Raw genomic sequence first — 19,906 nt, forward strand, 5'->3', positions numbered from 1 at the left:
TTAAAGTGGCTTTCTCCTAAAGATACTTTATTTAATTTTTTGCATGACGGTGTAACATATGTTTGACAAACCTTCAAGTTTATAACTTTATACTGTGGCGATTCTTTTGACAAGAAGAACCGGGGCGAGTATAATGGACTTTATGAATAAGATGAATCAGGAAAAATATATCGGCTGTCACCTTTCTAGTTCGAAGGGTTTTGCAGCCATGGGAAAAGACGCTTGCAGCATAGGCGCCAATACATTTGCATTCTTTACGAGAAATCCCAGAGGTGGAAAAGCGAAGGAGATCGATCCGAAAGATGCAGAAAATCTGCTTGCTATCATGGAGGAATATAATTTCGGCAAGCTGGTGGCACATGCACCTTATACGCTGAATCCGTGTTCTGCGACTGCGAAAACCAGGGAGTTTGCGCATATGGTAATGTCTGAGGATATGAAAAGAATGGAGTATTTACCGGGAAATTATTATAATTTTCATCCAGGCAGCCACGTTGGTCAGGGCGCAGAAAAAGGAATCGAAATGATTGCTGACCTGCTCAACGATATTATTACACCGCAGCAGTCTACCACAATTTTACTGGAAACTATGGCAGGTAAGGGCAGTGAAATCGGCGGTCGTTTTGAAGAGCTGGCAGCGATTATTGACCGTGTAAAATGTGAAGAGAAAATAGGTGTATGCTTGGATACGTGTCATATTAGCGACGGCGGCTATGATATCATTACGGATTTGGAAGGAGTGCTGGCGGAATTTGATCGGATCATCGGACTGGGTAAGCTAAAGGCGCTTCATATCAATGACAGTCAGAATGAAGTAGGAGCACGCAAGGACCGACATGCTTGTATTGGGGAAGGAAAAATCGGCAAAGCCGCTATTTTGCGTGTGATTAACCACCCGAAACTGCTGGGACTACCGTGTATTTTGGAAACGCCGCAGCCTGACCTTGCGGGCTATGGCAGAGAAATTGCAATGCTGCGGGAGGAAGGAGAATAAAGGATGGAAGTAAAGGATATTTTGGTAATTAATCCCGGCTCGACTTCTACGAAAATTGCTGTTTACAGGGGAGAAGAGCAGCAGAGATTGCTGGAAAAAAACATTGTCCATGATGATGAGGCAATTAATGCTTTTTCCTGCGTGGCAGCGCAGAAGGATTATCGGAAGGATATGATTTTGGAGTTTTTGCAGGGAGAAGGGTATGATTTAAAGAATTTGTCTGCAGTAGTTGGTCGCGGTGGTATGGTGTATGAGCTTTCAGGCGGCGGCTATCAGGTCAACGAAAAACTCTGTGCGCGAATGGCAAGTGCGGATATTCCGCAGCACGCTTCTAGTCTAGGTGCACTCCTTGCATTTGCTATTGCAGAGCCACTGGAGACCCCATCGTATATTTACGATTCGACTATGGGATGCGATCTTTTGGAAACTGTGAAAATTACAGGTATCGCTGAGGTGGAGAAGTATGGTGCCACTCATCTGCTTAACTCTAGGGCTCAGGCGATTAAACATGCGACATCACTGGGCGGTGATTACCATAAAATGCAGTTCATCGTCTGCCACATGGGAGGCGGTATTACAGTGAATGCCTGGAAAGACGGAAAGGTAATCGATGTCGCCTCCTATGATGACGGACCTATGGCGCCGGAGCGTTCCGGAGGCGTGCCGCTTCTGCTGATGAAAAAGCTTTGCTTTGACGGGCAGCATACGGAGGCAGATATAGAGGCGCTCATCAGTGGCCGCGGAGGCCTTTATTCCTACCTTGGAACAAAGGATTGCAGGGAAGTTGAGCGAAGAATTGCTGCCGGTGACGATTACGCTGCACTTGTTTATGAAGCGATGGCGCTGCAAGTCGGAAAAGCTATTGCAGGGCTGTCCTGCACGTTGAAAGGAAAGGTGGACTTCATCATTTTAACTGGTGGAATTGCTCACTCTTCTAAGTTGACTGGCATGATTGCGGACTACTGCGGACATATCGGAGAAATTGTCGTCATGGCTGGTGAAAGTGAAATGGAAGCCCTCGCTGCCGGTGCGCTGCGCATGCTGCAGGGTGAAGAGGAAGCGAAAGAATATTAATAGTAGTAACGTGAACTGCCCTATGGGAAACCATGGGGTTTTGTTTTGCAAAGGTTTTGCACCTTCGCTGCCGTGCCATATTCTTGATAGAATTTTGAGAATATGGCATTAACTACCTGGAAAGTGCCATATTCTTAATTCGATTTCGAATGCATGGCGTTTATCGCCAAAGAAACGCCATGTTTTATAGGCATTTATGGAGATGATGGCAGAAAATCGGAGTCTCCTGCCATGTTTTTAAAGAAGATATTGTTGTTATGGCGGAGAATCACAGGAGAGAAGAGACCTAAAGTAGTCTAAGTTCGTGTTTCGTGCAAGTTTAAAAGAAAATATGCAGGAATGTGGCAGTTTATTAGAGACCAACGCTATAATACAGAAGAAACGACTTAAAAGTGGCGTGCGTAACAATTCACCATCTGGAGAGCTAAGGAAATTATTGTTAATAATATCAAAAAACGGAAAATATATTGACAGAACGCAAGGGAATATGTTATTTTATAATAAAAATGGAAAAAACTGAGAATAATAAGGGGAGAAGGATGGGAAATTTTTTTCAATTAATAGAGCAAGAAATTCGAAGAGAAGAGCAGCTTTTGAAACAATGGAATAGTAAATTAGAGTCTGCACCCAAGGGGTATATCTCCGCGAGAAAACGCAAGTTTATTACCAGCTATTATTGGAATCGAGAAGATGGTCGAGGGGAGAATAAAAAGCAGGTACAAAAGAACATTACAGACAATAAGGGTTTTGTTTTGCAGTTAGTTGAAAAACAACTAGCAAAGAAAATTTCTCAGAGATGTGAATCGAACTTACGGTTTTTACGCAAATTGCGAAGATATTATAAAGCAGTAGATATTAATGATATTTTACGGCAACTCCCGGAAACTTATTGTGAAATCATCAAGTTACGAGAGAAGAAGACTCTTGAAGCCCGGCTAAATCAGCCCTATAAAAAAGCCCCTTTTAATTCGCTGAGCCACAAACACGAAACGGATTATGGAGAGTTGGTGCGCTCTAAATCAGAGCAGCTGATAGCCAATGCGCTTTATGCCTATGGGATTCCGTTTCACTATGAGGAGATTTTCGTTTATCGGAAAGGCGTAGGCAGTGTGATTTATCCGGATTTCACAATTCTGCTTCCAGATGGGAATGTAATAATTTGGGAGCATTTGGGATTGCTCTCGGATTTAGGGTACTGTCAGAGGACTGCAGAAAAACTAAATATCTATCAGCAAAACGGATATACAATTGGTAAAAATCTGATTCTAACTATGGACGACAGCAACCAGAATGTGAGCAGCGTTCTTATTAATCATATTATTGAAACGCAGATTTTGCCGCACTTCGCAAAGGGCGGAATTGCGGAGAAAAGAACCGCTGCCGCAATATGAGACTGCGACAGCGTGCATTGACTAATTTTATAACTTACTGATATCCAGTTTATCGTAGCCTGCCAGCAGAGGCTTCAGCATTCTGCGGATTTCATCGGTACCACCTTCCACATCGGATTCGATATTCAGTGGCATGATTGGATCGTGCAGAGATTTGCGAAGAAGGAGCCAGCCAGTGCAAGACGGCTGGGCAAAGTCGATGCGAACCCCTTCGTAGTTTGGTGTTACCAGCGAAGCGCCTTTGATTTGACCGGAGTCTGCCAGTATTTCCAAATCTTTTAGAATTTGGTCACCGTAGGAGGCAAAGTCCTCTGCCAGAATCGGAAAACGAACTTCGATGGATTCTGCTGGCATTTTCATCTCGGAAATTAGACTGGAGATGCCGCGCCCCTCACGAAACAGCAGCGCTGCTTTGATGACAATTTTTGTGGCGAGGTAAGCGCCGTCGTCGAGAAAATAATTTTCTTTGTATGCTGCGTGACCGCTGGTTTCGATGGCGAGCTGACTGTCTACGCCGGATTCGCAGAGTTCTATGGATTTGTTAATCACATTTTTGTAGCCGCGCTTAAACCGCAGATGAGAAAGACCGAGCGTATCTTTAAGGAAAGCAGTCAGCTGCTTGCTGGTAATGCTGTCTGTAACAACGGTTGTACCCGGGTACTGATCTGCAATCAGAGCCGCAGCCATTGCAACAATGCCGTTTCGGTTGATTTCGTTGCCGTGCTCATCGACCGCAGAGGAACGGTCCACATCCGTATCAAAAATCAGCCCCAAATCGGCACCGCAGGTACGAACCTGCTGACATATCGCCGCCATGGCTTTTTTGTCCTCCGGATTCGGTGCATGGTTTGGAAAATGTCCGTCCGGTTCAAGGAACTGACTGGAAGAAACGTCCGCACCCAGTGGCGCTAGTACCTTTTCCGCGTAAAATCCGCCGGAGCCATTACCTGCGTCTACGGTAATCTTCATGCCGGAAAGCGGCGTGTCGCCGGCGGCAGCGCCGTCTGTAATCAGTTTGCGCAGATGGGCAGCATAAGTATCCAGCAGCGGAATTTCTTTTATTTCCGATGGCGCGCCGGGTCTGATTGAATTAAGTACTGAGTCGGACTCTGCAAAGGTAATAATGTCAGCGATATCGCCTTTGTTAAGTCCGCCTTCTTTGCTGAAAAACTTCATGCCGTTGCGGTTCCAGGGAAGATGGCTGGCGGTTACCATAACTGCACCGTCACACTGATACTCTTCAAAGATAGTGGACATAAACATGGCGGGCGTGGAAGCCAGTCCTGCGTCTAAAATTTTGCAGCCGTATGGCGCGAGGGCATCGCAGAATGCTTTTACTATAGCTTCGCCGGAAAGTCTCGGATCTCTGCCGATAGAAACCGTCAGCTGTGCTGCTTCTTTACCAGTGGTATGGTGCAGCCAGAATAAAAATCCTCTGGCGATTCTTCCTGCGGCTTCAGTGTCCAGGTTCACATGTTCACCTTCTACGCCTTCTAAAGCAATTCCTCTTATATCACTGCCGTTTTGCAGCTTACCGTAATCATATCTTGGCATAATGAAATCTCCTGTCGCATTTTCAGTATAGAAATATACCTTTATTATATTTTATCAATGCGAAGAAGGCAAGGCATAATACAAACCAGTAGGTTGTATATTTTGGGCAGACCTGTCCTAAAATATTGCCGGGCAGTGCAGAGTAATCCCAGACATCCCACTGCAGCCACAGGTTTACGACAACGCCCATAGAAAATTCGTAAAATGTTACGATGAGAGCGCCGACCGCTGCGGCAAAGAAAATGTTCGTATGAAGGAGAAACGGTGTCAGCAAATAAAAAGTGAAGGCGACGGCACCGCCAGTCAGTACCATGGACCAATGCGTGTATCCACGATAAAGAATTTCCGTAAGACCATAAAAAACGCCGCCTAAAATAAATACTATCAATTCCATGGATTTAATATTTGACCCTGAGAAAAAATTATGCGCAAAACAATGAAATGGAAATTATTTTATGATACAATAAGGACAAAGGAGATGAGATTTATGGAGAAGCAGGAGAAAAAGAAAGGTAAAATTATATATAAAATTATCATCCTTGTGCTTTTGATTATTATCGGTGTCTGTATCTATAAAATCGTGGGAATTTTAAGCGAGTATCACGAGGGAACCAAAGCTTATGAACAGCTGCAGCTTCTTGCTGGCATAGAAGATATGGAGGATATAGAGAACATCAATTTCAAAGCATTGCGGAAGCAGAACAAGGATGTGAAAGCATGGCTTTATTCAGAAGGTACGGTTATCAATTATCCGGTAGTGCAGGGCGACGATAACAGCTACTATTTGTACCGCATGGTAAACGGAGAGTGGAATGGAAAAGGCTCACTGTTTATCGATTACCGCGTGGAAAAGCCTTTCAGAGACTTTAATACGATAATTTATGGACACCGCATGAAAGACGGTAGCATGTTCCACTCTTTGACAGAATATGAGAGCAAGCGATATTATGACAAGCATCCGGTGATGCAGCTGATTACACCGAAACACGAGTATGATGTTGAGATTTTCGGTGTGATTCGTATACCGGCGGACAGCCCGATGTACAAATGTCAGTTTGACAGCTACGAGGAAAAAGCCAACTATCTGGCACAGATCAAGAAGAACAGCCTGATCAATATTGATGAGGTGGAGGTAAGCGCAGAAGATCGGATTGTGATGCTCAGTACCTGCACTTATGAGTTTGAAGACGCCAGACTTGTGGTATATGGCAAGCTGGTAGAAAAAGACGACGAGACAGAAAAATAGAATAACATATAGGAAGATAGACACTCAATCCATGAGGATTGGGTGTCTTTTTATGTGCTAAAATCATGGAATCTATGATAAATATGCGCTTTTAAAATCTTTCGGTTTGCGGTATAGTAAAAATATAGTTAAGAACTTTAAGAAAAAGATAAATTTTGAGGAGGAAGTGTATGTTTACAAGGGCGATTACAAGAAAGCCATGTAAGGCATTAATTGACGGGATTTCTACTGCGCAGTTCTGTGACGGTACGCCAGATTATGAGAATGCGGTAAAGCAGCATGACCACTATGTGGAGGTGCTTCGCAGTCTGGGACTTGAGGTTACAGAACTTCCGGCAGATGAAAGATTTCCGGATTCCTGTTTTGTAGAGGACCCTGCGGTCGTGATGGAGCGCTGCGCAGTGATTACCAATCCGGCGACGGATTCAAGAAACGGGGAGAAACACGAGATTATCGGAGCAATCAAAAAGTTTTACGACGATTCTCAGATTTTCTACATCGAAGCACCGGGAACCATGGAAGGCGGCGATGTCATGAGAGTTGGGGATCACTTCTATGTTGGTCTGTCTGACCGTACTAATGAAGAGGGCGCAAAGCAGTTTAATGATATCGTGACGAAATTCGGTTACACTTCTTCAACTGTTCCTGTAACAGAGGGGCTGCATTTGAAGGACTTTGTCATCTATCTTGAAAATAACAACATGCTGGTTACGCCTGTTATGAATGAGATGCCTGCGTTCAAGGATTTTAACCGGTTTGTCGTCGATACAGACGAGCTTTATGCAATCAACAGTATGAACATCAATGGCACAGTACTTGTACCGGAAGGCTATCCTAAGACACAGAAAATCATCGAGGATTTAGGATACCCGATTGTACTGGTGGACACCGGAGAATTTAGAAAGATTGACGGAAGTCTGACTTGCCTGTCGTTGAGATTCTAAAATTGTGAAAAAAGCTGCCTGTGGGTTTCCCCTTGGCAGCTTTTTGTATGCTATTTTACTGTTCCATCTGCGTTGAAAAGAGGAAGTTTTTCCAGGAAAATAATATCGTCTCGGTCTGCAGCCTCGCCTTCTGCAAGGACTGCCATTCTGCCTGCGATTTCGCAGCCGACCTGTTTCAGCAGGGTTTCTATAGAAAGCAGAGATTCGCCGGTACTGATGACGTCGTCGATGATAAGCACTTTTTTGCCTTTCATTTTATCAATTTCCGTCTGACCCAGGCACAGTGTCTGAATGTGGTCGGTAGTGATAGAGTCCACCTCTGTGGTGATGACATTCTGCATATAGAGTTTCGGTCCCTTTCTGGCAACGATATAATCGTTGATGCCAGCTTGTCTTGCCATTTCATAAGCAAGGGGAATACCCTTAGATTCCGCAGTAATAATCACGTCAAATTCCGGTGCTTTTTCAAGCAGCGCAGCGGCGCTGGCGCGAGTAATTTCTACATCGCTGAACATGATGAATGCGCCGATATAAAGTTCATCGTTGATTTTGCAAAGAGGCAGCTGGCGCTTGCAGCCTGCAATGGTCATTTCGTAAAACATGATTTATTTCTCCAATTCTGCGATTTCGTCTTCGCAAGCCTGCATGGCTTCGAGGACCTCAGCCATGAGTGTTTCCAGTTCCCAGCCCAGCTGTTCAGCGCCGGTTCTGATGACATCTCTGTCACAGCCTGCAGCAAAGCGCTTGTCCTTAAATTTTTTCTTTAAAGATTTTAAATCCATATCCTTGCAGCTTTTGGAAGGGCGCAAAATAACAGCAGCGCCGATGAGTCCGGTCAGTTCGTCTGCCGCAAATAGGATTTTTTCCATCAGGTGGGTCGGTTCTACGTCAGAACATAGACCGTAGCCGTGGGAACAAACCGCATGGATAATCGCTTCGTCCACACCGGCTTCACGCAGGAGTTCCGGCGCTTTTTTGCAGTGCTCTTCCGGCCACATCTCAAAATCGATGTCGTGCAGCAATCCGCAAATTGCCCAGAATTCCGCATCCTCGTCAAATCCCTGTTTTTTCGCCATGTAGCGCATGACACATTCCAGTGTAATGCCGTGATGGATGTGAAACTCCTCCTTGTTATATTTTTTCAAAAGTTCCAAAGCTTCCTTTCGATTAATCATTGGTATCACTTCCTGTTCTGTTAAGTTTTGGTATTTCCAATTTGATACTTTCAGTATACGACAAAACGCGCAGTCTTGCAAGACCTGCGCGTTTGCTTTGGTTGGTGATTTCTTCAGAAAACGCGAAAAGGGGCACAGTGGAACTGACCCAATTTCGCGTTTCTTATTATACTTTTGGAAGTGGTGTGCTTATTATTGTTATTTTGCCTGTAAGCGCTCTTCTTTGGATGGAAGCTGTGGTATTATAACTGCAATGAAGATGACAATGCAGCCCAGCCCCTCCAGCAGTGTGAGCCGTTCGCCTAGAATCAGTGCGCCGAAGAGCACAGAGAATACAGATTCCAGACTTAGAATCAAAGAGGCCGCAGCAGGCTCTGCGTCTTTTTGACCTAAAACCTGACAAGTATAGGCAACACCTGAGGAGATGACGCCGCAGTACAGAATCGGCAGCCAACAGTCTAAAATATCTGCAAGTATCGGTGTTTCAAAGATGAACATACATGTGATTCCGATTATACCGGCGGTCAGGAACTGGATGCAGGAAAGCTTGATACCGTCGCATTTTGGAGAAAAGTGATCAACTACCAGAATGTGACAAGAAAAAGCGACTGCACAAATCAGAACAAACAGTTCACCGGTATGAATGGTAAAGCCTTCTCCTTTTCCTGCCATGGTCAGCAGATAGAATCCGAATGCGCCCATGACAATGCAGCCCCAGACAATAGGTTTTACCTTTTGTCGCAGGAATAAACCCAGTACCGGTACGATGACGATGTAAAGGGATGTGATGAATCCAGCCTTTCCGGCACTAGTTTCAAAATATAGTCCGAACTGCTGCAGGGTAGAAGCGATACATAGGACGACACCGCAGGAGATACCCCCGACGATGAGGGTTTTTCTCTCAGCGGCAAGCTCCGCTTCTGTTTTAGGTGCTTCCTCTTTGTCCTTGCTCAGTGCTTTAAACACGTAAATGACGGGAATCAGCACAAGCCCGCCGATAAACATACGAATTCCGTTGTATGTGAAAGGCTCCAATGAAGCGCCCGCTTTTTGGGCAACAAAGGCGGAACCCCAGATGACTGCTGTAATCAGCAGTAAGATGTTACTGCGCATTTTTTTACTCATAAAATTAAATCCTCTTTATTAATCAGAATTATTTCGTATCTCAATTATATTAAAAAAAGGAAAACATTACAAGCGGAGAACATTTTTTTTCATACAAAAAAGCAAAGGGGTAGTTGTATTTTGTACAAATGAAGGCATGTTTTTTGAAAATACAGTGGCGCAAAAACTGACTGAAGCGACATAGAAATTACAGAAAAGAAGGCCAAACAGTTTATCTGCCGTCCTATATGCTGATGTGTTTATAGGCTTCAATGAAAAATCCGTGCTTTTCCCTCGTTTGGAATTGTGGTAAAATAGATTTATTGTGAATGAAAGAGAGATGTAGAAGAAAGGTTACAAAAGATGAGCAACGAAAAAAAATTATTTGAGCTAATTGGAAAAATAGAAACCTTGGATGAAGGGGCAATGGCAGCAGCAAAACAGCGGCAGGATTACCTGGCAAAACCGCCGGGAAGTTTAGGTAAGCTTGAGGATATCTCCATAAAAATTGCAGGGATTACCGGAAAAGCTGTAGGAAATGATGTGTCGAAGCAGTGTGTTGTCATCATGTCTTCAGATAATGGTGTCGTTGCAGAGGGCGTCGCGTCTGCACCGCAGTCTGTTACTTTGTCCCAGACTATCAATTTTACCAGAAGATATACCGGAGTCAGCTCCATGGCAAAGTATTATGGCATTGATCTTTTAGTAACTGATGTGGGCGTTGCCATGGAAATTCCGCAGGAACTTTATACGGATGCTATGCTGACAGAAGAGGGAAAGATTCCTGTCAAGATTGTAAATAGAAGAATTGCAAACGGTACGCGGAATCTGGCAAAGGAAGCCGCTATGACCAGAGAGGAAGCGGTAAGAGCTATCCTCATCGGGATTGAAGCAGCGGAGGCGGCAAAAAAAGCTGGCGTACAGCTTATGGGCGTCGGTGAAATGGGTATCGGAAATACGACTACCAGTTCTGCAGTTTTGAGCGCATTGACCGGCGCACCTGCAAAGGACGTAGTTGGCAGAGGCGGCGGACTTAACGATGAGGGACTTGCTAAGAAGCTGAAAATCGTAGACGATGCAGTCAACAGCTGGTGCATGAGCGATCCTATAGAGAAGCTGGCAAAAGTTGGAGGCTACGATATCTGTGCTATGGTAGGTGCATTTTTGGGTGCAGGTATTTACAGGATTCCGGTTATAATTGACGGTTTTATTTCCGTTGTTGCGGCTTGTGTTGCCAAGGAACTGAATCCGAGGGTGGTGGATTATATGTTTGCTTCCCACAAATCCTACGAAATCGGTTATGTGATTGCAATGGATCGACTGGGTCTTGCGCCGATGTTTGATCTTGGCATGCGTCTTGGAGAAGGAAGCGGCTGCCCGATTGCATTTAAAATTATCGAAACTGCCATTGCATCCATGAATATCATGAAGACCTTGGAAGAAGCGTCTATTGACGGCGATTACTTAGAAGAAATTAGAAGGGAAAAATTATTCTAATGAATGTATTTATCAGCGGCGGCTGCAAGAATGGGAAGTCCATGTATGCCCAGCGGATTGCAAAGAGAATGTCTCAGGAGGAAGGAGTTCCTTTGTATTATCTGGCAACCATGATTCCTACCGACGATGAAGATAGAGAGCGAATTACCCGACACATCGGTGACCGGGAGGGATGGGGCTTTGAGACCATTGAACAGGGAATCCAGATTGAAAAAGCTTTGGATGGAGAAGTGGACGCAGGTGGAGCCTTTCTTCTTGACAGTGTGACGGCGCTGCTTTCCAACGAGATGTTCAGGCAGGATGGAACTATTGACCTTGGTGCAGGCGAGCGGGTTTGCAAAGAACTGGTGCGCTTTGCAGAAAAGACGGGAAATACAGTGTTCGTATCGGACTATATTTATTCAGATGGTAGAATATTTGATTCTTATACGGAAAGCTATAGAAAGGCGCTGGCGCTCATCGACAGGACCCTTGCGAAGACCTGTGACAAAGTCATCGAAGTGGCTTTTGGACATATATACGAATACTGTGAGGAAGATAAATGAAGAAATTTATAATTGGTTTTTTTATGGCATGGGGAAATTTTATTACGCTTCCCTGTCCGTATAAACGGTGGGACAGCCAGTTAAAAAACATGATGCTGGCATTTCTGCCATCCATCGGGCTGGTGATCGGTTTACTTTGGATGGGACTGTTTTGGATCATGCTGCGGATAGAATTATCACCGCTTTTGATCAGCTTCCTTATGATGTTTTATATTTTTGCCATATGCGGGTTTATGCATATGGACGGCTTTATGGACTGCAACGATGCAATTATGTCCAGACGTCCGTTAGAAGATCGGCAGAGGATTCTAAAGGATTCCACAGTCGGTGCTTTTGCGGTGGTGACGGTAGCGTTTCTGCTTCTTGCATGGTTTGCAGCTATGTCGACGGCGATTTATAGAATTAGCTATGCAGATCTTTTGACTTTACCTGTGGTAAGCCGGGCGATTAGCGGACTTGCGGTGCTTGTGTATCAGCCTATTGGGCACAGCCAGTATGTGGAAGACTACAAAGCTCCGGGCAGATGGAAGTATCGGCTTTCCGTGCTGCTGCAAACAGGGCTTGTAATGGGGCTTTCTGTGCTTCTAGGCGCAGGATGGATTAAGATGCTGATTTGCAGCGCAGTGATTGCTGTTGTCGGCTTTATCGCATGTCTTTATGCGAGGAAACAATTAGGTGGTATGAGCGGCGATATTGCGGGGTATACCATTTGTATCGGTGAACTGGCAGGCATTTTTGCGCTGGCGGTGCTTTAGGAAAGGATGGGAAAAGAAATGATTTTTATTTTCGGTGGTGCGTATCAGGGAAAATTGGATTATGCGCTAAAGAACTACGACTTGACGGAAAAAGATGTACACCATTGCGATATGGAGTCCATGGTGCTGAACTTTGATAGAAAGGTTATTGATAATCTGGACCGTTTTGTGCTGGCATGCATTAAGGAAGATGTCAATGCGAAGGAGTGTCTGGAAGACAATATTGATAAGCTGCGGGACAAAATTATTATCTGCGATGATATTTCTCAGGGAGTGGTGCCTATGGACAAGACCGAACGGGCATGGAGAGAGGCTACCAGCAGGTGTATGACCTATTTGGGGCAGGAGGCAGACGAAGTGATTCGTATTTTCTGCGGAATCGGCAGCAAGATTAAATAATTAAGGTGAGACAATGGTATCAAAAATTTACCTGATCAGACATGGAATTACGGAGGGAAATCAGAAGAAATGGTTTTACGGTGCGGCGGACTTACCGTTGGCGGATGAAGGTATCGCGGCACTGGAGAAAGCTGCTTCTGGCGGCATATATCCGCAAATTCCGGAGGACGCAGACTGCTATACGACAGGACTTTTGCGCACGGAGCAAACCTTTGAGCTGATTTTTGGAGAGCGTAATCATGGTGTGATTCGCAATTTGCGGGAGATGGAGTTTGGAGATCACGAGTGCAAATCCTACGAGGAGCTAAAGGATAATGAGGAATTTTCTGCTTGGTGCTGGGACGAGACCGGTGAGGCGGTTTTGACTGGCGGCGAGACGAAAAATGCCTTTGCAGCCAGAATTTCTGCCGGCCTTAGGGAACTTGTCGGTTATCACCGTTTGAAAGAACTTTCTCATCGCCACGACGGCAAGGACGCAATCACAGTCGTAATCTGTCACGGCGGTGTAATTTCTGCCGTTATGCAGGAACTTTTTCCGGCAGCAAAGGGCAGCATGTGGGACTGGATGCCGGAGCCAGGATTCGGCTATGCAGTGGAATTTAAAGATGGCGAGCCGGCTTCCTTTGAGGAAATTAAATAATCCAATAAATATATAAAAATCAAAAGGTTTTTTACTACTTGTACATATATCCGGGAAAAGAGCCTAAAATATGCATAAACTCTTGAGGAAATCTGCATATTTTTGATGTTTCTTCTCCTGATATGCATTTTTTTCAATAAAAACCTCTGAAATAGCAGCCGGATTGTCGGTTCGGTGCGGCGAATGTGCATATATAACGCAAAAATCCCGAAAATATGCAGACTAATATGCACATTTTCGGGATTTTCTTTGAAAATATGTATTTTTCCACAGGGCAGAAGCAGCTATTCTTCTAGTCGCACGGATACCTCCCCCGTGGTGAGGGTTTCAATCTGACGCATTTTAGGACCTTCCATGTATTCCACTACCAGTCCGCCATTATCGTCGATATCGATGGCTCTGGCTTTAATGGATGTTTCATTAAGATTGGCATGAATACGGATATTTTTGCCTAAGAGAAAACACTTTGTGCGGTATTCGATGAGGAAAGACTTGCTTTCTAGATTTTCCAGTATTTCTAGAGTCTGATTATAGATTTCAGCTGCCAGCTTTCCGCGGGAGAAGGCGTTCTTCTTGTCGGATACACAGCCGACGATATCTTTCAGATCTTCTGGAAAGCTGCCGGGGAAACAGTTGACACCGATCCCAATGATCAGGCTGTCAATTTTTCCTGATTCAAAATTGGTCTGCGCCTCTGTGAGGATGCCGCAGATTTTTTTGTTCTTATAAAAAAGGTCATTGACCCATTTGATTTTTACTTTGACGCCGGCTACTTTTTCCAAGGCGCGGCAGACTGCCACAGCTACGGCCATAGTAACGTAGAGGGATTTATTCAAATCAAAGGTTGGTCGCAGGGCAATGGTCATGTACAGTCCAGTTCCTGAGGGTGAAGCAAACATTCTGCCCAGACGACCCCTGCCGGCTTCCTGCTTGTTGGCAATCACCATAACGGGTTTATTTCCAACGGTGATTTCCTTCGCTACATTGTTGGTGGAATCCACGGTGTCAAAGACGCGCAGATCACAGGGGTAGCGAAGATCGCCGACGACAGAGGCATCGGTGAGAATGTTGCTCTTTGTTTTTAGACGATAGCCGACGCTGGGCTTGCTTTCTATATGATAACCTTCATCTTTAAGCTGCTTCATAGCTTTCCAGATGGCGTTTCTGGAAACCTGTAATTCTTCTCCGATTTTCTGACCGGAAAGAAAGATTCCTGTATTTTCACTGAGCAGTTTTAAAAGTTCGGTTTTTGTGGACATGTCGTATTCCTCCGTATTTTGTTTATATGCTTAGTATAGCACGAATTCCTATCAGAAAAAAGTTGGAGTTTGTGTGAAATCCTTTATTTTTTTTGATATATGTGGTAAAATACTATGTTACAAGTACCTTTTTTTAATTCAAAATATGAGGAGGAAAACAGGAAATATATGGATAGTCATATAGGGTATTCTATCGGGATTATTGTTATTTTTGTGGTTTTGTCGGCGTATTTTTCGGCAACAGAAACGGCGTTCACATCGCTTAACCGGATCAGACTGAAGAATCTGGCAGGAGATGGGGATAAACGAGCAAAACGAGTATTGGAGTTAGAAAGCAAATACGATAATTTACTTTCGACGATTTTAATCGGAAACAATATTGTAAATATAGGGATGACCGCAGTTGCGACAGCTTTATTTCTGGAATTAACGCCGCAATATGGGGCAACACTTTCAACTGTAGTTGTCACCGTCGTCGTATTGATTTTTGGTGAGATTTCTCCAAAGAGCCTGGCGAAGGAGAGTCCAGAAAGTTTTGCTATGTTTTCATCAGGTTTTATCAATGTGCTGATGGTGATTTTAACGCCAATCAACTTCGTTTTTAGCCAATGGAAGAAACTTCTTGCGAAGATTTTTAAGGTGGTAGATAACAGGGGAATTACGGAAGACGAGCTTTTGACTATTGTGGAGGAAGCTGAAACGGAAGGGAATCTGGCGGCAGAGCAAAGCGAGCTGATTCAGAATGCTATCGAATTTAATGAACTTGAAGCGTGGGATGTGCTGACACCCCGTGTAGATATTAAGGCAATCGAAATTGATTCTACGAAGAAAGATGTAGCGAAGATGTTTATGGAAACCGGCTATTCGAGATTGCCGGTTTATGAGGATGATTTGGATAAGATATTGGGAGTTCTCAATCAGAAGGATTTTCACAATTACATTTCTGGTTCTAAGAAGACAATCTCTGACTATGTAAAACCTGTAGTTTACGTAGCAGGTTCTATGAAAGCGGCAGATCTTTTAAAAAAGCTGCAGGTGAACAAAACCCATATCGCTATTATCGTCGATGAATACGGCGGGACGGCGGGGCTTGTCACGATGGAGGATATTATTGAAGAGCTGGTCGGTGATATTTACGACGAGCATGACGAAGTGGAATCTCAGGAGATTACGCAGCTGCAGGATGGAAGCTATAGAGTCCTGTGCAGTACTAACGTAGAGAAAATGTTTGATTACTTTGATGAAGAGGTAGAGCTAGATGCAACTACCGTCAACGGCTGGGTTGTACTGCAGCTTGATAAACTGCCGAAGGCGGGAGATACTTTTGAATATGAAGTAGGAAATAAATTATTTGAAGGTCGGGTTATCAAGGCTGACGAACGCAAAGCAATTGAAATTAATTTAAGAGTTACGGAAAAACCTGAAGAAGAGCAGACGAACAGAAAGGGGAATTAATACAGACTATGGGACTGATGGAAAAGATCTTTGGTGATCTAAATGAAAAAGAAATTAAGAAAATATCTAAAATAGTAGATCAGGTTGAGGCACTAGACGAGGATATGCAGAAGTTATCCGATGAGGAACTGCAGGCAATGACGCCAAAACTGAAGGAGAGGCTTGCAAATGGTGAAACACTGGATGACATTTTACCAGAGGCTTTTGCGGTCTGCCGTGAAGGGGCGGTGCGAAGCCTGGGCATGAAACATTTCCGCGTACAGCTGATAGGCGGGGTGGTTTTACATCAGGGAAGAATTTCCGAAATGAAAACTGGTGAAGGTAAGACCTTGGTGGCAACGCTGGCAGCATACCTCAATGCCTTAGAAGGCAAGGGGGTGCATGTGATTACAGTCAACGACTATCTGGCAAAGCGTGACGCAGAATGGATGGGTAAACTCTATTCCTTCCTGGGGCTCTCCGTGGGCTGTGTTATTCACGGAATCTCCGGCGAAGAGAGAAAAGCTGCTTATATGGCGGATATCACTTACGGAACCAATAACGAATTCGGCTTCGATTATTTGAGAGACAATATGGTAATTTATCAGGAAGAACTCATGCAGCGCGACCTGAACTTTGCCATCATTGACGAAGTCGACTCCATTTTAGTAGATGAAGCTAGAACGCCGCTGATTATTTCCGGCAAAGGTGCAAAATCTACGGATTTATATAAAACTGCGGACCGCTTTGTTACGACGCTGACTAAGGAAACGGACTTTACGGTAGAAGAAAAAGACCAGCAGGTAGCGCTGACGGATGAAGGCGTTGCCAAGGCGGAAGCCTTCTTTAAGGTGGATAACTATGGCGACCCTGAGAATATGGAGATCAACCATCACGTGCTGCAGGCTCTGAAGGCGCGTAATCTGATGGAGCGAGATGTAGACTATATCGTAAAAGATGGAGAAATCATCATCGTTGACGAGTTCACCGGTCGTCTTATGTTCGGAAGAAGATTCTCCAACGGTCTGCATCAGGCAATCGAAGCAAAGGAAAGAGTAGCGGTTCGCTCAGAATCTAAGACGCTGGCAACCATCACTTTGCAGAATTATTTCAGAATGTACAACAAGCTGGCAGGCATGACCGGTACGGCGAAGACTGAGGAAGAGGAATTCCGCGACATCTACAATATGGATGTCGTGGTGATTCCAACCAACCGCGAAATCGCCAGAAAAGATTTGGACGATTCCGTTTACCAGACAGAGCGGGGTAAAGTCAAAGCTATCGCAAATAGAGTTGCCCAGGTGCACGAAACTGGACAGCCAGTGTTGGTAGGTACCATTTCTATTGAAAAATCCGAGATGATCAGCGATATGCTAAAAAAGCGCGGTGTAAAACACAACGTGCTCAATGCGAAGCAGCATGATAAGGAAGCCGAAATCGTTGCAGAAGCAGGTCGCCTTGGCATGGTAACCATTGCGACTAATATGGCAGGTCGTGGTACCGATATTATCCTGGGTGGCAATCCGGAATTTGAAGCGAAACGGGAAATGAAGAAGCAGGGCTATTCTGACGAAGAGATTTCCTTCGCATCCAGCTTTATCAAATCTGATGATCCGGCGCTCAATGAAGCCAGAGAAAAATTTAATCAGCTGCATCAGCAGTTTAAGGAAGAGAGAAAAGAAGAACAGCAGAAAGTTGTGGAACTTGGCGGGCTTTGCATCATCGGTACTGAACGCCACGAATCCAGACGTATTGATAACCAGTTGCGAGGTCGTTCCGGTCGTCAGGGCGACCCTGGTCAGACTCAGTTCTTTATCTCATTGGAAGATGAACTGCTTCGCCTCTTTGGCGGCGAGAGAATGCAGAAGCTGGTTGACAGAATGGGGCTTGAAGAGGATGAAGCGATTGAAGCAGGCATGCTTTCCCGTGCCATCGAAGGTGCACAGAAAAAGGTGGAAGGCAAGAACTTCGGCATCAGAAAATATGTATTGCAGTATGACAATGTCATGAACAAGCAGAGAGAAATCATCTACGAAGAACGCCGCAAGGTGCTCTTTGGTGAAGATTTGCGAGAGTATATCATCAATATGATGAAGACGATTGTAAATGCAATCATCGATCCGATTGTAGTAGATTCCAAATTCCCTGAGGAATGGGATTTTGAGACGATGAACAAGAACCTGCGCAAGATTACCGCAAATTATCGCGGAAAGAGTTCCCATACAGCAGAAGAACTTCGCGATATGACAGAAGAGTCTTTGCGTGAGTCGGTTATCGCTGAGTTTGAAAAACTGTATGAGTTGAAGGAAGCTGAAATCGGTGCGGAGCAGATGCGAGAAGTTGAGCGCATGATTCTTCTTCGTGTCGTAGATAATCTGTGGATGGATCACATCGACGCTATGGATCAGCTGAAATCCGGTATCGGTCTGCGTGCTTTGGGGCAGCAGGATCCTGCTGCAGCTTACGCAAAAGAAGGCTTTGACATGTTTGAGCAGATGATCAGCGCAATTCAGGAAGACACGGTGAAGTACTGCTATAACGTAACTGTTGAAACGAAGACAGAGCGCCGTGCTATCATGGAAGCGGAAAAAGCAACGAAATCAGACTTTGTTGAGGACGATACCGTTCGAGCAATGCAGGGCGAAGGGCAGCTTCCAGAAGGTGCGCAGGTGCCGGAGCGGGAAAACAAGCCGGAAACCTACAGACGCGATCAGCCGAAAGTCGGCAGAAATGATCCATGCCCATGCGGCAGTGGTAAGAAATATAAGAACTGCTGTGGGAGATCCTAGCTGATTTTCCCCCACTTCAGTGGGAATGGAAAATCGGACAGCGAAGGGAGCCAGTCGATTGTAGACTGGAGACCGGAGGAGTGAAGCGATAGCGAAACGTTGCCCAATTATCTGAGCTGATGCCGCCAAAGACGGCGGAGGCGAAAGAGGAGTAAAGTTGTGCAAAATTGAGCGTTTTTAGGCTTGATGCAAACCCCATAGAGTTATCAGTTGTGCAGATTGGCTTTTTTATCATGCCTCTGCACAACTTTTTGATTTTCTTTAAGATTTGGTGGGAAAGGTTGTGTAAATTTGAGCTGTTTTATCGCTGACACATAACCTGAATCGGAGGCGAAGCCGAATATCGAGGACATATAAGCATTTTGCTATTAGAGTTGTGTAGGGATCTTGGTTTTGCTAGCGCTTGCACAACTTACGATGATTGGAGTTGTGCATGGAAGATGTAAACATGTAAATTTGCACAACTTGTGCTGGTTATCACGTAAGGAGAGAAAAATTGAACGATAGGGAGCAAATTCGCAAAAGTGCAATTTCTGCAAGGGATTGCCTGGGCGGTGTACAGAGGCAGGAGTTGTCCGCAAAAATATCGGAGCACATCGCAGTCTCGGCGGAGTTTCAAGAGGCTGAAATCATCATGTTATATAAGGGTGTGCGGGGTGAAGTGCGCCTTGAAAAGCTGGAACAGATTGCAGAACATGCCGGTAAGCGGCTTGTTTATCCGCTATGCACAGGCCCGGGAGAGATGATTGCGCTGGAACCAAAGAAAGAAGAAGGTGCATGGGAAAAAGGTGCCTACGGCATCATGGAGCCAGTGCGAAAGCATTCCATTGTTGTGTCGCCGGAGGATATTGATCTGGTGATTTGTCCATGTACTGCCTTTGATGAAAAGGGGAACCGCATGGGTATGGGAGCTGGCTACTATGATAGATTTCTGCCGCAGTGTGCAAATGCGGTTGTCATCGCTGCTGCTTTTGAAGTGCAGAAGGTAGAAAGACTGCCTGTAGATGAGTGGGACTACTCGATGGAACGGGTTTTCACGGAAGAGAGAACATATTAAAAAATCCGCACGGTTCATTTTTGAAGATGTGCGGATTTCTTTCGCGTCC

19 protein-coding genes are annotated in these 19,906 nt (G+C 44.9%); 13 read left to right on the forward strand and 6 right to left on the reverse strand.

The features are described 5' to 3' along the window. Positions 1 to 142 precede the first annotated feature (142 nt). The 3 genes from D1155_RS06540 to D1155_RS06550 all read left to right on the forward strand — a co-directional run bounded on the left by D1155_RS06540 (position 143) and on the right by D1155_RS06550 (position 3,459). Positions 143 to 994, forward strand: a complete 852-nt coding sequence (locus D1155_RS06540) for a deoxyribonuclease IV (protein ID WP_243153692.1) — start codon at positions 143 to 145, stop codon at positions 992 to 994. A gap of 3 nt (positions 995 to 997) precedes the next feature. Further along, positions 998 to 2,068: a butyrate kinase gene (gene buk, locus D1155_RS06545; protein ID WP_160201589.1), complete on the forward strand. Its 1,071-nt coding sequence runs from the start codon at positions 998 to 1,000 to the stop codon at positions 2,066 to 2,068. A 539-nt stretch (positions 2,069 to 2,607) separates the two neighbouring features. Next, a complete protein-coding gene (locus tag D1155_RS06550; protein ID WP_160201590.1) occupies positions 2,608 to 3,459 on the forward strand; it encodes a hypothetical protein in 852 nt (283 codons plus the stop codon). A gap of 27 nt (positions 3,460 to 3,486) precedes the next feature. On the opposite strand, the gene D1155_RS06555 is transcribed toward D1155_RS06550, so the two are convergent. Both D1155_RS06555 and D1155_RS06560 read right to left on the reverse strand, forming a co-directional pair. Continuing rightward, positions 3,487 to 5,013, reverse strand: coding sequence for a phosphomannomutase/phosphoglucomutase (locus D1155_RS06555; protein WP_160201591.1), 1,527 nt, complete (start codon positions 5,011 to 5,013; stop codon positions 3,487 to 3,489). A gap of 22 nt (positions 5,014 to 5,035) precedes the next feature. Beyond that, complete coding sequence (locus tag D1155_RS06560; RefSeq protein WP_160201592.1) at positions 5,036 to 5,407, reverse strand: hypothetical protein; 372 nt, start codon at positions 5,405 to 5,407, stop codon at positions 5,036 to 5,038. Between the two features lie 93 nt (positions 5,408 to 5,500). Here D1155_RS06560 and srtB point away from each other — a divergent pair, with 93 nt between their 5' ends. After that, positions 5,501 to 6,259, forward strand: a complete 759-nt coding sequence (gene srtB, locus D1155_RS06565) for a class B sortase (protein ID WP_160201593.1) — start codon at positions 5,501 to 5,503, stop codon at positions 6,257 to 6,259. Between the two features lie 170 nt (positions 6,260 to 6,429). Next, the gene (locus D1155_RS06570; RefSeq protein ID WP_160201594.1) at positions 6,430 to 7,203 is read left to right on the forward strand and encodes an arginine deiminase-related protein; all 774 of its coding nucleotides are present in this window, start codon (positions 6,430 to 6,432) and stop codon (positions 7,201 to 7,203) included. Positions 7,204 to 7,253: 50 nt separating this feature from the next. Here the strand turns inward: D1155_RS06570 and D1155_RS06575 are convergent, their stop codons facing one another. The 3 genes from D1155_RS06575 to D1155_RS06585 all read right to left on the reverse strand — a co-directional run bounded on the left by D1155_RS06575 (position 7,254) and on the right by D1155_RS06585 (position 9,503). Then, a complete protein-coding gene (locus D1155_RS06575; protein ID WP_160201595.1) occupies positions 7,254 to 7,805 on the reverse strand; it encodes a phosphoribosyltransferase family protein in 552 nt (183 codons plus the stop codon). Positions 7,806 to 7,808: 3 nt separating this feature from the next. After that, the gene (locus D1155_RS06580; protein ID WP_201759545.1) at positions 7,809 to 8,378 is read right to left on the reverse strand and encodes an HDIG domain-containing metalloprotein; all 570 of its coding nucleotides are present in this window, start codon (positions 8,376 to 8,378) and stop codon (positions 7,809 to 7,811) included. A 198-nt stretch (positions 8,379 to 8,576) separates the two neighbouring features. After that, entirely contained in the window at positions 8,577 to 9,503 is a 927-nt protein-coding gene (locus D1155_RS06585; RefSeq protein ID WP_160201597.1) for a DMT family transporter, read from the reverse strand. 342 nt (positions 9,504 to 9,845) lie between these two features. On the opposite strand from D1155_RS06585, the gene cobT reads away from it, so the two are divergent. Genes cobT through D1155_RS06610 form a run of 5 tightly spaced genes read left to right on the forward strand, consistent with a single transcriptional unit; the run spans position 9,846 to position 13,318 of the window. Continuing rightward, entirely contained in the window at positions 9,846 to 10,979 is a 1,134-nt protein-coding gene (gene cobT, locus D1155_RS06590) for a nicotinate-nucleotide--dimethylbenzimidazole phosphoribosyltransferase (RefSeq protein WP_160201598.1), read from the forward strand. After that, positions 10,979 to 11,524 (forward strand): bifunctional adenosylcobinamide kinase/adenosylcobinamide-phosphate guanylyltransferase, encoded by a 546-nt coding sequence (locus D1155_RS06595; RefSeq protein WP_160201599.1) that lies wholly within the window; start codon positions 10,979 to 10,981, stop codon positions 11,522 to 11,524. Before cobT ends, D1155_RS06595 begins: the two co-directional genes overlap by 1 nt. Further along, on the forward strand, positions 11,521 to 12,279 hold the full coding sequence (locus D1155_RS06600; protein WP_160201600.1) for an adenosylcobinamide-GDP ribazoletransferase: 759 nt from the start codon (positions 11,521 to 11,523) through the stop codon (positions 12,277 to 12,279). Before D1155_RS06595 ends, D1155_RS06600 begins: the two co-directional genes overlap by 4 nt. Before the next feature lie 18 nt (positions 12,280 to 12,297). After that, entirely contained in the window at positions 12,298 to 12,678 is a 381-nt protein-coding gene (locus D1155_RS06605) for a bifunctional adenosylcobinamide kinase/adenosylcobinamide-phosphate guanylyltransferase (protein WP_207709516.1), read from the forward strand. Between the two features lie 13 nt (positions 12,679 to 12,691). Further along, positions 12,692 to 13,318: a histidine phosphatase family protein gene (locus tag D1155_RS06610; protein WP_160201602.1), complete on the forward strand. Its 627-nt coding sequence runs from the start codon at positions 12,692 to 12,694 to the stop codon at positions 13,316 to 13,318. Between the two features lie 284 nt (positions 13,319 to 13,602). On the opposite strand, the gene D1155_RS06615 is transcribed toward D1155_RS06610, so the two are convergent. Continuing rightward, entirely contained in the window at positions 13,603 to 14,577 is a 975-nt protein-coding gene (locus tag D1155_RS06615) for a biotin--[acetyl-CoA-carboxylase] ligase (RefSeq protein WP_160201603.1), read from the reverse strand. A 168-nt stretch (positions 14,578 to 14,745) separates the two neighbouring features. Here D1155_RS06615 and D1155_RS06620 point away from each other — a divergent pair, with 168 nt between their 5' ends. The 3 genes from D1155_RS06620 to D1155_RS06630 all read left to right on the forward strand — a co-directional run bounded on the left by D1155_RS06620 (position 14,746) and on the right by D1155_RS06630 (position 19,857). Further along, entirely contained in the window at positions 14,746 to 16,032 is a 1,287-nt protein-coding gene (locus D1155_RS06620) for a hemolysin family protein (protein WP_160201604.1), read from the forward strand. An 8-nt stretch (positions 16,033 to 16,040) separates the two neighbouring features. Next, positions 16,041 to 18,800, forward strand: a complete 2,760-nt coding sequence (gene secA, locus D1155_RS06625) for a preprotein translocase subunit SecA (RefSeq protein WP_160201605.1) — start codon at positions 16,041 to 16,043, stop codon at positions 18,798 to 18,800. A gap of 496 nt (positions 18,801 to 19,296) precedes the next feature. Beyond that, a complete protein-coding gene (locus tag D1155_RS06630) occupies positions 19,297 to 19,857 on the forward strand; it encodes a 5-formyltetrahydrofolate cyclo-ligase (protein ID WP_160201606.1) in 561 nt (186 codons plus the stop codon). Positions 19,858 to 19,906 lie beyond the last annotated feature (49 nt).

Source organism: Anaerotruncus sp. 80, assembly GCF_009936115.1.
Classification (GTDB): domain Bacteria; phylum Bacillota; class Clostridia; order Peptostreptococcales; family Anaerovoracaceae; genus Senimuribacter; species Senimuribacter intestinalis.